The following is a 15,289-nucleotide window of genomic DNA, read 5'->3' as shown; positions in this document are numbered from 1 at the left end:
TTTTGAATGAATTGACTAAAAAATGAATAAACAATTTGATTTGTTAGTAATTTCTATTAAATTTGTTATGCAAGCATAGCAAATTAAAATGAGCCAACTTAAAACTTTAGATTACTACATTAAAACTGCGTGGCAGACGGTCGCCAACAAATATAATGTTATTGCCTCGCAATATGGCTTTACACAAGCTGCCGGTTATATCTTAATCAACATTCATAAGGATGGAACTTCGGTTTCCGAAATCGCTAATTCGACAGGTGTCAAAACAACATCTCTTTCTCGTGTGTTAAACAATTTAGAAAGTCTTGGTTTTATTTACCGCGAGACCAATGCCAATGATAAGCGTTCTGTAAAAGTCTATTTGACAGAATTGGGGAAAGAAAAACGCAAACTTGCGAAAGACGTTGTTCTAGAATTTAATACCGTTTTAGAAAATGAGCTTTCGGAAAAAGAACGAAATCAGTTGATTAAAACATTAACGAAGATAAATGATTTGGCGGCGAAATATCAGCCTCATATTATTTCAACAGAAGAACAAATCTAATTTAAAGCCAATAAAACACAATATAATGAACAGAAATATTAAAAAAGTTGCCGTTTTAGGATCCGGAGTGATGGGATCCAGAATTGCATGCCACTTTGCTAATATAGGCGTAGAGGTATTGTTGTTGGATATCAATCCAAAAGAACTGCTTCCGCAGGAAGAAAGCAAAGGATTGACCTTATCAAGTCCAGCTGTAAAAAACAGAATTGTGAATAGTTCTCTCGATACTGCTTTAAAAACAAACCCTTCGCCAATCTATAGCAAAACATTTGTGAATAGAATCAAAACCGGAAATTTCGAAGACAATATGAAAGATATTGCTTCGTATGACTGGGTGATTGAGGTCGTCGTAGAGCGTTTGGAAATTAAAAAATCAGTGTTTGACCAAGTCGAGCAATTTAGAAAGCCGGGAACGTTGATTACTTCGAATACTTCGGGAATTCCGATTCATTTGATGAGCGAAGGACGTTCGGATGATTTCAAAAAACATTTTTGCGGAACGCATTTTTTCAATCCGCCACGCTATTTAGAATTGCTGGAAATCATTCCGACAGGGGATACAGATAAAGAGGTCATCGACTTCTTGGTGCATTTCGGCGATAAAATCTTAGGTAAAACGGTTGTTTTATGTAAAGACACGCCAGCATTTATTGGAAATAGAATCGGCGTGTATTCGATGTTAGCGATTACTCATTTGGTTGAGCAATTAGGTTTGACGGTTGAAGAAGTCGATAAATTTACTGGACCTGCCATGGGGCATCCAAAATCGGCTACTTTCCGCACAGCGGATGTTGTAGGATTGGATACGCTAATCAATGTCGCCAATGGTCTAACGCAGAATGCGCCGAATGATGAGGCGAAAGGTGTTTTTGTCTTGCCAGCATACATTTCTAAAATGGCGGAGAATAAATGGCTGGGTGAAAAATCGAAGCAAGGTTTTTATAAGAAAATAAAAAATGACAAGGGCGAATCTGAAATTCTATCATTGAATCTCAAGACCTTGGACTACGAAACACAGCAAAAAGTGAAATCTTCAACGTTGGAAGCAACAAAACCAATTGAAGATATTCGCAAGCGCATGAAAGTGTATGCACAAGGAACAGATAAGGCTGGCGAATTATTTCGAGCAATGCATTATCCGCTTTTCGAATATGTGTCGAATCGCGTTCCTGAAATCACAGATGATTTCTTCCGCATTGATGATGCGATGCGTGCCGGTTTCGGATGGGAATTAGGCCCATTTGAGGTTTGGGATGCCTTGGGCGTCAAAGAGACGATTGCTAAAATCAAAGACGAAGAAAAACGTTTGCCAGGTCAAACCGGAGAGGTTGCGCAATGGGTGCATGAGATGTTAGAAGCAGGTTGTGAAAGTTTTTACAAAGTTATTGATGGCGTTAAAAATTATTATGACATCGAGTCAAAATCGTATAAGCCAATTCCAGGAGCTGAAGATTTAATCGTTCTAGACAACATTCGCGACAGCAAAACTGTTTGGAAAAATTCGGGTGTTACAATCACTGATTTAGGCGACGGCATTATCAACTGCGAATTCCACACCAAAATGAATACAATTGGCGGGGAAGTCATTGAAGGACTGAACAAAGCGATTGATTTGGCAGAAAAGGAATACCGAGGTTTAGTCATTACCAATGAAGGAAAGAATTTTTCTGCTGGCGCAAATATCGGCATGATTTTCATGATGGCTGTCGAACAAGATTACGACGAATTAAATATGGCGGTTCGCATGTTCCAAAATACAGCGATGCGCATTCGTTACTCGTCGATTCCAGTTGTCGTTGCTCCGTTCCAACTGACTTTAGGCGGTGGTTGTGAATTTTCAATGCACGCTGATTTTGTTCAGTTGCATGCAGAGACATACATGGGATTAGTTGAGTTTGGAGTCGGCGTGATTCCTGGCGGAGGCGGTTCGAAAGAATTTGCTTTGCGCGCCTCGGATGAATACCGTGAAGACCAAATCGTACAGAATACCTTGAAAGACCGTTTCTTGACCATTGGTCAAGCGAAAGTTTCTACTTCAGCAGTCGAGGCCTATGAATTAGGTTACCTGCAGAAAGGAAAATTTGCCATTACCATGAACCGCAAACGTCTTTTGGCTGACGCCAAAGAAAAAGCTTTGGAATTGGCAGATGCAGGATACACACAGCCGGCTCACCGTACGGATATCAAGGTCTTAGGAAATTCAGGTTTAGGAATCGTGTATGCTGGTGCAAATTCCATGCGTTCCGGAAACTACATTTCTGACCACGACCAAAAGATTTCAGAAAAATTGGGATGGGTAATGTGTGGCGGAAATCTTTCGCAACCAACAGAAGTATCAGAACAATACTTATTGGATTTAGAACGTAAAACATTCTTAGAACTTTGCGCAGAGCGCAAAACGCTAGAACGCATTCAGCATATGCTGACAACAGGGAAGGCGTTAAGGAATTAGACTTGAAGTATATAGTATTTAGTATATAGATATGCATCACTACAAGGAGTTGAAACTATGGCAAAAGGCAATTGAGACGGTATCTGAAATTTATAAGTTAACGGCAACGTTTCCTGATAAAGAAAGATTTAATCTAATCAGCCAAATAAATAGAGCTTCTGTTTCAATTCCTTCAAATATTGCAGAAGGTGCTGGACGAAATTATGACAGAGAATTTGTTCATTTTTTATCCATAGCACATGCATCTATTTACGAAGTAGAAACGCAATTAATCATATCAAAAAACTTAGGTTATTTATTGGCGCAAGATTTAGATAGAATTTCAAATTCTTTGAACGAACTTTTAAAAATGAGTTATTCTTTACAACAGAAATTAAAATCTAACTACTAAATACTAATATCTAACTACTAATCAAAAAATATGGAAGCATACATTATAGCAGGATATCGTACCGCAGTAGGGAAAGCGCCAAGAGGAGTTTTTCGTTTTATGCGTGCGGATGATTTAGCCGCAGAAGTTATTAAGCACATGGTTTCTACGATTCCGAATCTCGATGTCGAACAGATCGATGACGTGATTGTCGGGAACGCTACACCGGAAGCTGAACAGGGATTGAATATTGGCCGCATGATTTCCTTGATGGGATTGAATACAGACAAAGTGCCCGGAGTGACCGTTAATCGCTATTGCGCATCGGGTTTGGAAACCATTGCGACAGCAACCGCAAAAATCAAAGCCGGGATGGCCGATTGCATTATTGCGGGAGGCGTTGAAGTCATGTCTGGAATGCCATTTGGCGGCTGGAAATTAGTTCCTAATCCGGTTGTTGCCAAAGAGAATCCGGATTGGTATTGGGGAATGGGTTTGACAGCAGAAGCGGTGGCTAAAGAATACAATGTGTCGAGAGAAGATCAAGATGCATTTGCTTTGAAATCGCATCAAAAAGCTGTCGAAGCAATAAAAAATGGTCATTTGAAAGATGGGGTTTATCCAATCAAAGTCACCGAAAATTATTTGAAAGATAATAAAATCGCTTCGCGAGAATATGTGGTGGACACCGATGAAGGTCCAAGGGCGGATTCGAATTTGGAAACTTTATCCAAGTTGAGACCCGTTTTCGCTGCGGACGGATGCATTACGGCAGGTAATTCTTCCCAAACGTCGGATGGCGCCGCCTTCGTATTGGTTGTTTCAGAGAAAATGCTGAAGCAATTGAATGTGGAGCCTATCGCAAAATTAGTTTCGTATGCCGTTGCTGGCGTTCCTCCGCGCATTATGGGAATCGGGCCGATTTACGCCATTCCAAAAGCGCTGGAAAAAGCAGGCTTGAAAAAAGAAGACATTGATTTGATTGAATTAAATGAAGCTTTTGCTTCGCAATCTTTAGCGATAATTCGAGAACTGCAATTGGACGAAAGCAAAATCAACGTGAATGGAGGTGCGATTGCTTTAGGTCATCCGCTTGGCTGTACAGGTGCGAAATTAACGGTTCAGATCATGAACGAATTGAAGCGCAGAGACCAAAAATACGGCATGGTTACTATGTGTGTAGGAACTGGACAAGGCGCTGCGGGAATTTTTGAAATGCTTTAAGAAGGGAATAAAGAGCAAGAAGTAAGGAACAAGGACATTAGGCGATGCATAATTTCAGGAATTTGGAGATTTGGAAAGATGGGATGGAAGTTGCAACGATGGTGTATCAATTGACAATGGCATTTCCTTCGGACGAAAAATTTGGATTGGTGAATCAATTAAGAAGATGTGCAGTTTCGATTCCTTCAAATATTGCAGAAGGTTGTTCCAGAAGTTCAGATAAGGAGTTGGCTCATTTCATAAAAATTGCTTTAGGTTCAACTTTTGAAATGGAAACACAATTAATTCTGAGCAAGCAATTGCATTTTTCAAATGAAAAAGATTTAGACGAAATAATAAACAAAGTAGTAATCATACAGAAAAGAATAACAAATTTTTTAAAAACACTGGAGCCAAAGCAATAATCTTTACTCCTTAGTCTTAACAAAACGAATAACAAATTTTAAAACTATAGTAGCAATGCAATAATCCTTAATCTTTATTCCTTGCTCCTTAATCAAAAAAAAGATATGGCTAATGCAATTAAAGGTGGCGAATTTGTCATTCGCGAAACATCGTATCAAGACATTTTTATTCCAGAAGAATTCGATGAGGAATCGAAAATGATTCGTCAGACCTGTTTGGATTTTCTGGATGCCGAAGTATTAAACAAACTAGAACGCATTGATGCGCAGGAAGAAGGCCTCATGCCGAATCTGATGGATAAAGCCGGAGAATTGGGCATGCTGGGCGTTTCCATTCCAGAAGAATATGGTGGTTTTGGAAAAAATTTCAACACCTCGATGTTGGTTGCGGATGCAGTCGGTGGCGGATTTTCGTTCGCTGTGGCTTTATCTGCACACACAGGAATCGGGACTTTGCCGATCTTATATTATGGAAATGAAGAACAAAAAGCGAAATACATTCCCAAACTAACAACGGGCGAGTGGAAAGCTTCCTATTGTCTGACAGAGCCAAATGCGGGTTCGGATGCGAATTCTGGACGGACTTCAGCGAAGCTGAATGCTGAAGGAACGCATTACCTGATTAACGGACAGAAAATGTGGATTACAAATGCAGGATTTGCAGATGTGTTCATTGTTTTTGCAAAAATAGATGATGACAAAAACCTTACTGCATTTATTATCGAAAAGGATTTTGGTGGGATTACGATGAATCCTGAAGAGCATAAATTGGGAATTAAAGGTTCTTCAACACGTCAGGTATTCTTTAATGACACGCCAGTTCCTGTCGAAAATCTATTGTCAGAACGAGAAAACGGTTTCAAAATCGCCGTGAATATCTTGAATATTGGCCGTATTAGATTAGGTGCCGCAACAATCGGATCTGCTCGTGCAGTCATTACGCAAGCTATTAAATATTCGAACGAGCGGGTTCAATTTAACTTGCCTATTTCGAAATTCGGAGCTATACGTTACAAATTAGCAGAAGCAGCTACGCGTTTGTTCGCGAATGAATCTGCAGCTTATCGTGCAGGCCAAAACATTGATGATGCCTACGATGCATTGATTGCTGGCGGAATGGATTCGGCAAAAGCCAAATTAAAATCCGTTGAACAATTTGCTATTGAATGTGCGATTATCAAAGTTTGGTGTTCAGAAATGTTGGATTATGCAGTAGATGAAGGCGTTCAGATTTATGGCGGAATGGGCTATTCAGCAGACGCGCCAATGGAAAGGGCTTATAGAGATGCACGTATCAACCGGATTTTTGAAGGTACGAATGAAGTGAATCGTCTTTTGGTTGTCGATATGTTATTGAAACGCGCGATGAAAGGCGAATTGGATTTAATGGGACCAGCACAAGCTGTTGCCGGAGAATTAATGTCTATTCCTGATTTTGGAGAAGAAGATAACGCACCTTTTGCTGCAGAGAAGAAAATCATCGCGAATCTGAAAAAAGCAGGTTTGTTAGTTGCTGGAGCTGCTGTTCAAAAATTAATGATGTCTTTATCGAAAGAAGAAGAAATCTTGATGAACATTGCAGATATTATCGGGTACGTCTATGTTGCGGAGTCTGCTTTATTGCGCGCCGAAAAAATTGCACATACAAAAGGTGAGCAAGAAGCTGCCTTGCCGACAGATATGGCTAGAATTTATCTATATACGTCCATTGACAAAATCAATGCAGCGTCGAAGGAAGCTTTGAATTCGTTTGCGGAAGGCGATGAGTTGAGAATGATGTTAGTCGGAATCCGTCGATTCACTAAAGCAGAACCATTTAACGTAAAAGAAGCTCGCCAGCGCGTAGCGAAAAAATTAATTGAAGAAAATAAGTATTGCTATTAATTAAAAAGTAAAAAGTAAAAATTCAAAAATCGTATGTCGGATTTCTGCTTTGATTAGTTGAATATAGGACTTTAAAAATTTAAGGTTATTTTTAGACCCGTTAGTTATTTCTAACGGGTTTTTTTATTGCTGATTTTTACAAAATGGATTTTAGGGTTTTAAAATCTTCAAATAAATTAAGGAAATGATTAGATACATGAATAGCTTTGCTGTTTTCCTGATAATAGCTTTTTCAAGCGCCTGTGTCCAACATAGCGCGGAACAAAAAAGTAGTATAATCAAAAATGAAACTGAAAAGGTAGATACTTCTAATGTACCTCAAGGGATTGTTCGAAATATTATTCAAGATCGAAAGGGCAATATCTGGATCGCTGCGTTTAGAGGAATGTACAAGTACGATGGAAAATCTTTTGTCAATATTACGGGCGACAAGATATCCGGACGCTTCTTCTCAGCTCTAGAAGATAAAAAAGGAAATTTTTGGTTTAGCTCAATTGGCTCGGGTGCTTACTATTATGATGGGAAATCATTTACAAATTTTACAACCAAGGAAGGGCTTCTTAACGATGAGGTTGGAAGTATTTATGAAGACCAAAAAGGCAATATTTGGTTCGGGGTTTCTGGCGGCGCAAGCTATTACGATGGAAAATCCTTTAGAAATTACATCCTCGATGGAAATACCATGATTGAAGATCGAACAGGGAAAACTTTTTCAACTAGAAAACCTAACGGCGTCGTTTCGATTATCGAAGACAGAAAGGGCGGGATGTGGTTCGGTGCATTTGATGGCGTGCATCGGTATGATGGAAAATCGTTTACAATGTTCACAAATAATGGGAAGCCTTTCAAAAATGTGCGATCGATCATCGAAGATAGCAAAGGAAACATTTGGATAGCTGGAGATACTGGCCTTTGGCGTAATTCCGGTGGAGTGTTGACCAACTTTACACGGCAGTTTGTCGGCTATGTGTATGAAGATAAACATGGGAATATTTGGACTAGTTCAGAAAGTGAAAAAGAATATGAAGCGGGAGGGCTAGAAAAAAAATCTGATCAATTAAGCTGGAAACTTTCTCGCTATCACGAAGAATCATTAATGGATGCTAACATGCAAGGAGAAGTTATACGAGAAAATGAGCGAATGATTTTCGGAATTTTGGAAGCTACCGATGGAAATATTTGGTTCGGAACTTTAGATGGAGTGTTTAGTTACAATGGAAAGACCTTTACCGATTTTAAAAATAAAGTAGTTTCTGACTAGCATGTAGGATTGATTTAGTTGATTAGTTCTTCGCTTTCTTTATCATCTTTTTGAAATAATTACCTTCTAAGCACTTCAAAGTCAATAGCTGACTCAAAAAAATAAAATCTATTAAATCTATAAAATTAGTAGTCTTTATTAAATTTAATTTTATATTTGCACTGTTCTAATTGACGATGGACGTCAATAGCAGATAGTTAAAATTTTATATAAATAACGATGAACCAATTTTACGCAAGTCAAGCAATCAATCGCTCAAGATTAATGAAAATAAACGACCCAGAATTTTCAGCGAATCGAATGCGAATGTGTCGTTAGTTTTTCTGCCTAAACCATTTCGGGAAATAAATATCCCAAAAGCGACAAATTATCAAGTAGAGCTATTCATAGCATTGCTTGAACCATTCACGATTTAAAAGACATCTACTATTTATGAAATATAACGCTATAGTTAAGATAGGCACTATACTGGCTTTGTTGACAGGTTTTGTGCAGCTTTCAAATGCTCAGGAAGAAAATCCTAAGCCAATTATCAATGCAACGCTGACAGGTACTGTTATCGATGCGGTGACGAAAGAACCGCTTCAGGGAGCGACCATACAGTTGGAAGCGGTAACCCATCAAGTAAAGACAGACAACAAGGGTGTTTTCCAGTTTGTAACCGGACAAAAATTACCATTCACCGTTAATGTTTCCATCATAGGTTATCAAACCAAACGCTTAGTGATTGAAACTTCTCCCGCGATTATCGAATTAAGTCCGCGTTTAGAATCCTTGGATCAGGTAATCGTAACTTCCAGACGCCGCAAAGAACAATTGCAGGATGTTCCGATTGCGATTTCGACATTACGAGGCGCCGCTTTGGAAGATGCGGGGGCATTTAACGTGAATCGCCTTAAAGAATTAGTACCGACCGTTCAGCTGTACACGTCAAATGCACGCAATACAACTTTAAATATTCGTGGTTTAGGTTCTACCTATGGATTGACCAACGATGGGATCGATCCTGGTGTGGGATTTTATTTGGACGGCGTATACATTGCTCGTCCAGCAGCAACATGGTTAGATTTTATCGATATCGAACAAATTGAAGTTTTAAGAGGCCCACAGGGAACCTTATTCGGTAAAAATACAACTGCCGGAGCTTTTAACATTACCTCACGTCTGCCACAATTTAGCCCAGAAGCCAATTTCGAATTAAGTTATGGCAACTTGGGTTTTATTCAAGCAAAAACATCTATCACAGGACCTTTAGCTAAAAACCTGGCTGCTCGTGTTTCCTTTTCCGGAACGCAACGAAATGGTTCTTTATTTAATGTGCATACGAATCGCAACATCAATGACATCAATAACTTAGGTTTTAGAGGGCAATTGTTGTATACGCCAAATGAAAACGTAAAATTGCTTTTATCAGGTGATATGTCCGCTCAACGGCCAGACGGCTATGGTTGGGCAGTAGCGGGAGTTGTTGAAACTCAGCGTGCAGATTATCGCCAGTTCAATGCAATCATTTCAGATTTAGGTTATACGCTGCCTTACGAAAGCGCCTTCGAACGCAAAATTGATTTGGATACACAATCTAAGGCCGATAATGAATTGGGCGGAGTTTCATTCAACGCAGATTTTAAGATCGGTAACGGTACATTAACATCGACTTCTGCTTGGCGCTATTGGAATTGGGTTCCACTAAATGACCGCGACTATTTAGGATTGCCAGTTTACACAGTTTCTGCTGGAAATTCAGTTCATCATCAATATTCTCAAGAATTTAGGTATTCAGGAAAAATTAGTGAAAAAGTAAGCGGAGTTGTTGGTTTATTCGGTTTGTACCAAGATTTGGGAACAGACCCAGTACATACGGAAGAAGCAGGATCGGCTTTATGGCGCTTTCAAAAAAGCAGCACAAGCTCGCTGTGGGAAACGCCAGGCTTATTTGACAATTTTGGGATTCGTACAACCTATGGAATTAGAAGCACAAGTTTAGCCGCCTACTCACAAATCGATTGGTCGGTTACCGATAAACTGCACATCTTGCCAGGACTACGTTACAACTACGATAAAAAAGTTGCAAATTATGACCGTCAAACCTATGGCGGATTGGATACGGACGATCCAGCTTTAATTGCTTTAAAAAATGGAGTCTATACCAATCAAACATTTGATATCAATGCGGATGCAGGAAATCTTTCAGGACAGCTATCTGCCCGTTATCAGTTCAATCCAAAAATAAATGCTTACGCTACCTATTCGATAAGCTATAAACCTATCGGAATCAATGTAGGTGGTTTGCCAACAGCAAATGGCGAAGTTTTATTGGATTTGGCAGAAGTCAAACCGGAAGCTGTAGACCATAAGGAAATCGGTATCAAAACATCGCCACGAAGAAATATTATTTTGAATCTAGCGGTTTACCAAACAGACATTAAAGATTACCAAACTCAGGTTCAAACACCAGAACCGGGAGTGAATAGAGGATATTTGGCCAATGCCGAAAAGGTACGTGTCCAAGGAATCGAACTGGATGGAAGTGCGAACATTGGACATTTCTTACGTTTGAACGCAGCTTTTGCTTATACCGACGGTAAATACGTTAAATTCACCAATGCTCCCGTGCCTTTAGAAGAAGTGGGCGGCGCCCAAGCTTTTAAAGATATTTCGGGTGGCGAACTGCCAGGAATTTCAAAATGGTCTTGGTCTGCCGGTGCTGAAACGAATACAAGCGGCAAATTAATCGGAATCAATGGCTCGTATTTCTTTGGTGCGGATTTATTTTACCGCTCTAAATTTTCATCCAATTCCTCACCATCTCAATTCTTGAATATTGATGCATATGCGCTGTTAAATGCGCGCTTAGGTTTTAGAGGGTCGAATGGTATCTCGATCATTGTATGGAGCAGGAATTTGGGTGGCAAAGATTATTATGAACAACTGTTAGCAGCTCCTGGAAGCTATGGACAATATGCGGGTGTGGTAGGCGATCCGCGCACGTATGGAGTTACGTTAAAATATAACTGGAAACAAAATAATTAGAGCCTCGTCCTTTAGAAATTGAAAATTTAACCTGTTTGAAGTCATTCAAACAGGTTTTTTGGCTTTTTGTAAATTGATGAAGACAGCTTCCTTCAAAATGATTTTACGTATATGTTAATTAAAGTGATTAAATTGAAATGAATCTTTTGAAAAAGCGAGTCTAATAATTTTTCAAAGCCAAAATTAAATCAACATGGAATCTATCATCTTAGCTGGGGGAACAGGGAATCTAGGGGAGTTATTAACAGAATTTCTTTTAAAATATGGATACAGCGTAGTTATTCTTTCACGAAAGGAAAAGAAATCCTCCGAACAGCATGTCAAATATGCGGTCTGGGATGGTGAAAACATCGGTTCATGGACAAGTGATTTAGAAAATGCGAAAGCGATCATTAATTTATCTGGCGAATCCATCAATCAACGATTTACTGAGGAGAACAAGAAGCGGATTTTATCATCCAGAATAAAACCTACAAAAGTCATTGGCGAAGCCATCAAAACGTTGAACAACCCGCCAGAGAAATGGATTAATATTTCGGGAATTTCCATTTTTGGAGATTCCTACGAAGAAAAAGATGAAGACAGCAAATCCAGCGGAGAGGATTTTCTTGCTAGAGTTTCCCAAGAATGGGAAAGAACCTTTAAATCCTTTAACTTGCCAAATACAGAACAGCTCGTTGTTCGTCTAAGTCCAGTGTTGCATCCGGACTTTGGATTAATAAAATCATTGGTTCCCATCACAAAATTTGGTCTTGGAGGAAAAGTTGCGACAGGTAAGCAATTTATCAGCTGGATTCATTACGAAGATTTTTTACGGATTATCCATTTTCTGATTCAGTCGAAAAGTGACACAACGTTATACCATGCGGCTGCGCCAGAACCAGTTTCTAATGCTGCATTTATGGAAAAACTAAGGGCTGAATTACCTATAGGCTTCGGACTTCCTCTTCCATCATTTGCTGCAAAAATCGGTTCATTCTTTATGGGTACGGATTCTTCTTTGTTATTGAACAGCCAAAGAATTGTGTCCAAAAACTTGCAAAAAGAAGGTTTTATCTTTAATTTTCCGACTTTAAGCCTAGCTTTTCAAAATTTATTGTCTTCAAAATAAAGAAAAAATTCATGTTAAAAAATAAAGCTTCAATCTCAGAGGATTGGGTCGTCGTAATCTTGGGACTCGGAATCGTGTTTCTGACTTTATCAGGAGTTATCATTCCAAAACCTACCTTTAGCTGGACAAATGGTTCTGAATTAAGCACGCAAGTATTCTCTTCTTTAAATCTGGCGGCTATTGGCCAGCAATTTCTATTGGTTTTTGTGACCGCAATTTTAGGGGCATTTCTGCTCGGTAAAAATCCTAAAAATTTGTTGATCGTTTTTCCGATTGTCTATTTGTTGACCTTGTTTGCGTTGATTCTGGCAGGAAATGAAACGGTTAAAAGTTTTAATCTGGAAGCCGTGATTTTTAGTTTAGGAATCGGGCTTCTGATCAGCAATTTTTTCAAGCTGCCCGCTTGGTTCAAAGAGGCGCTTTCTACAGAATTGTATGTGAAAATCGGATTGGTCTTATTGGGAACCACCGTCATTTTTGGCGATATTCTAAAAGCAGGCTCGTTGGGCTTAATTCAAGCATTGGTGGTCGTTCTTTCGGTCTGGTATTTTGCTTTTTGGCTGTGCAAGAAATTGAAAATCGATGAAGAATTGACGATGATGATTTCGAGCGCGGTCTCTATTTGTGGAGTTTCAGCTGCGATAGCAACTTCAGGAGCCATTCAAGGAGATTCGAAAAAGCTATCGTATGTTATCTCGATGGTGCTGATTACCGCGATTCCGATGATGATTTTTATGCCCTATCTGGCAGAATGGATGGGTTTGTCGCAGGAAGTTACGGGCGCATGGCTCGGTGGAAGTATTGATACGACAGGCGCTGTTGTCGCTTCAGGTTCGTTGGTCGGAGAAGAAGCTTTGAAAATAAGTACAATCGTTAAGTTTTCCCAGAATGTCTTGTTAGGAATTGCCGCTTTTGCGATTAGCATCTATTGGACTTACAGCCATTCCAAAGGAAAGAAAATAAATGGCATTGAAGAAAAACCAACATTGCGCATTATTTGGGACCGCTTTCCAAAATTCGTAATTGGTTTTGTGTTTGCATCACTGCTTTTTTCATTTTTTGTATCAGCAGATACAAATGCTCAAGTGAAGGAAAGTCTTAAAAGTATTCAATCTTTATGGTTTGCATTAGCTTTTACGAGCATTGGATTGGAAACGAATTTCAAGGAATTGTTTGTGCATAACAGCAAAAAGCCATTCTATGCTTTTTTAATTGCTCAAGGTTTTAATGTTATCGTAACTTTGATTATTGCCTTACTATTATTTAATTAATCGATTATGAGCCTTCCGGAACATCTTTTTACTGGATTTTATGACAAGGATGGATATAAAATTTATTTAGGAGATAAATTGCGGCGATACATAACGAGTTCGATTTCTTCATCCTTTGTTGTCAGTTTTGATGTACAGAATCAGGCGTACTGTCTTATTCCATTTGGTAAAGATGTAAAACAATTGCCTTATCGGATTTATCCTGTTCTAGGAAATCTTGATGCCGAAGAGGGAAAAATGCATGTGGTCGGGAATGTTATTTTTGCAGAGACAGCAACCCTCCAATCTGAAGTGAAAATAAGTGTCACGAACAAAGGCGATGGTTTTCCTTTTGGTTCGATGGCCAAAGTGTTGGAAGTTTCAGAATGGGAAGTGCTTTTAAAATCTAAAATAAATCAGGAGGAAAGAAGCTTTAATTACGGGGAATTTATCAATCAGAGAATCTAAATTTCTGGCTGAATTTCAATTTTATTGTGGAAAGTGTTATCTTAAATCATCTTAATTACAAGAGCAGAGCGAATGAACGAAAAGGAGCTTCTAATACAATATAAAGCTACAGGAAACTTAGCGATATTAGGTAAGTTATATACTCCGTATATGTCGTTGCTTTATGGTGTCTGCTACAAATATTTAGAAGATTCAGATGATAGCCAAGACGCGGTCATGCAGATTTTCGAAGAGCTTATTCCTAAGTTGCGTGTACATGAAGTTGAAAATTTTAAAAGCTGGCTCTATGTGTATGCTCGGAATTATTGCTTGATGATTCTGAGAAAATCGAAATCAAGAGTTGTCGTCGATATAGAAAATAATTTGCTCGAAAGTGAGCAAAAGCTAAATGAAGTTTCTGTCAAGGAGTGGTCCGAACAGGATTTCAATAAGCTGGAAACGTGTATGATGACATTAAATCAAGAGCAAGAAATCTGTGTGCGCTTATTTTATCTACAGCAGAAATGTTATAAAGATATCGCAGATGAGACTGGTTTTGAACTGAACAAAGTGAAAAGTTATATCCAAAATGGAAAACGGAATTTAAAAATTTGTATGGAAAGCAATGGAAAATAATTATCAATTGTCGAGAATACATAATTATGTCATGGGATTGATGACGAGGGAGGAAATGCATGTTTTGGAGAATGAAGCATTGGAAGATCCTTTTTTGCAAGATGCCATTGACGGCTACCGGCTACAAAATGGTGTAGACGTTAAACAATTAAGTCTTTTGCAGCGCAGATTAGCTGAGCGTGTCGAAGTGCGCAGTTCAGAAAAAGCTGCTCGATTCTTTACATGGCAACGATTGACTGTAGGAACAGCTGCGGCAGTGATGTTCTTGGTTGTATGTTCGTTGTTGTTGATGAATTACTTCCCTAGGAAAGGGTATAAAGAGACGGAAGTTGTGTTAATGGATTCGAATTTTAAAGTTAATTTGACGGTTAATTCTAAATTTGGGAATGCTGAACCTTTAATTGGCTGGACGCAATTTACAGAAGAAATTAATTCGGCAGTCAAAGATTATCCGGATTTGGGAAATATCACTATCAAGTTTAACATTAGCCGAAGCAAAGCGACATTGATTCAGTTTGAAGGAGTCAATGACACAAATCTTCAACGGGTTCTAACAAATCTTATACTGAATGAAAATTCCTGGGCAGGAAATAGAGCGGAAATTCATTTGAAAATAGAAAAGGATTAAAAATCAGGTTAATCCGAAGCCATTAAAATGGCTTAAGAAATCAACAAA

13 protein-coding genes are annotated in these 15,289 nt (G+C 38.9%); all 13 read left to right on the top strand.

The features are described 5' to 3' along the window. Positions 1 to 88: 88 nt before the first annotated feature. The 13 genes from C4F49_RS09240 (at position 89) to C4F49_RS09180 (ending at position 15,241) form a co-directional block, all read left to right on the top strand. On the top strand, positions 89 to 544 hold the full coding sequence (locus C4F49_RS09240) for a MarR family winged helix-turn-helix transcriptional regulator (RefSeq protein WP_196935575.1): 456 nt from the start codon (positions 89 to 91) through the stop codon (positions 542 to 544). A gap of 25 nt (positions 545 to 569) precedes the next feature. Continuing rightward, positions 570 to 2,996 carry a 3-hydroxyacyl-CoA dehydrogenase/enoyl-CoA hydratase family protein gene (locus tag C4F49_RS09235; protein ID WP_196935574.1) on the top strand — a complete coding sequence of 809 codons (2,427 nt, stop codon included), beginning with the start codon at positions 570 to 572 and terminating at the stop codon, positions 2,994 to 2,996. Positions 2,997 to 3,027: 31 nt separating this feature from the next. Further along, the gene (locus tag C4F49_RS09230; RefSeq protein ID WP_196935573.1) at positions 3,028 to 3,387 is read left to right on the top strand and encodes a four helix bundle protein; all 360 of its coding nucleotides are present in this window, start codon (positions 3,028 to 3,030) and stop codon (positions 3,385 to 3,387) included. Between the two features lie 30 nt (positions 3,388 to 3,417). Then, positions 3,418 to 4,590: an acetyl-CoA C-acyltransferase gene (locus tag C4F49_RS09225; protein ID WP_196935572.1), complete on the top strand. Its 1,173-nt coding sequence runs from the start codon at positions 3,418 to 3,420 to the stop codon at positions 4,588 to 4,590. A 62-nt stretch (positions 4,591 to 4,652) separates the two neighbouring features. Next, a complete protein-coding gene (locus C4F49_RS09220; protein WP_231388253.1) occupies positions 4,653 to 4,994 on the top strand; it encodes a four helix bundle protein in 342 nt (113 codons plus the stop codon). Positions 4,995 to 5,099: 105 nt separating this feature from the next. Next, entirely contained in the window at positions 5,100 to 6,878 is a 1,779-nt protein-coding gene (locus C4F49_RS09215; RefSeq protein WP_196935570.1) for an acyl-CoA dehydrogenase family protein, read from the top strand. A gap of 184 nt (positions 6,879 to 7,062) precedes the next feature. Continuing rightward, positions 7,063 to 8,139 carry a ligand-binding sensor domain-containing protein gene (locus C4F49_RS09210; RefSeq protein ID WP_196935569.1) on the top strand — a complete coding sequence of 359 codons (1,077 nt, stop codon included), beginning with the start codon at positions 7,063 to 7,065 and terminating at the stop codon, positions 8,137 to 8,139. 432 nt (positions 8,140 to 8,571) lie between these two features. Continuing rightward, positions 8,572 to 11,169: a TonB-dependent receptor gene (locus tag C4F49_RS09205; RefSeq protein WP_196935568.1), complete on the top strand. Its 2,598-nt coding sequence runs from the start codon at positions 8,572 to 8,574 to the stop codon at positions 11,167 to 11,169. Between the two features lie 193 nt (positions 11,170 to 11,362). Beyond that, positions 11,363 to 12,280 (top strand): TIGR01777 family oxidoreductase, encoded by a 918-nt coding sequence (locus C4F49_RS09200; protein WP_196935567.1) that lies wholly within the window; start codon positions 11,363 to 11,365, stop codon positions 12,278 to 12,280. Between the two features lie 11 nt (positions 12,281 to 12,291). Continuing rightward, positions 12,292 to 13,551: a YeiH family protein gene (locus tag C4F49_RS09195; RefSeq protein WP_196935566.1), complete on the top strand. Its 1,260-nt coding sequence runs from the start codon at positions 12,292 to 12,294 to the stop codon at positions 13,549 to 13,551. A gap of 6 nt (positions 13,552 to 13,557) precedes the next feature. Continuing rightward, a complete protein-coding gene (locus tag C4F49_RS09190) occupies positions 13,558 to 13,998 on the top strand; it encodes a hypothetical protein (protein ID WP_196935565.1) in 441 nt (146 codons plus the stop codon). 72 nt (positions 13,999 to 14,070) lie between these two features. Next, positions 14,071 to 14,613, top strand: coding sequence for an RNA polymerase sigma factor (locus C4F49_RS09185; RefSeq protein WP_196935564.1), 543 nt, complete (start codon positions 14,071 to 14,073; stop codon positions 14,611 to 14,613). After that, positions 14,603 to 15,241, top strand: a complete 639-nt coding sequence (locus C4F49_RS09180) for a hypothetical protein (protein WP_196935563.1) — start codon at positions 14,603 to 14,605, stop codon at positions 15,239 to 15,241. The genes C4F49_RS09185 and C4F49_RS09180 overlap by 11 nt, the downstream gene beginning before the upstream one ends. The last annotated feature ends 48 nt before the right edge of the window (positions 15,242 to 15,289 follow it).

Origin of the sequence: Sphingobacterium hungaricum (assembly GCF_015210005.1) — a bacterium.
GTDB classification, from domain to species: domain Bacteria; phylum Bacteroidota; class Bacteroidia; order Sphingobacteriales; family Sphingobacteriaceae; genus Sphingobacterium; species Sphingobacterium hungaricum.
The sequence above is the reverse complement of the archived record's forward strand: the minus strand, read 5'-3'. Positions and strand labels throughout refer to the sequence as shown.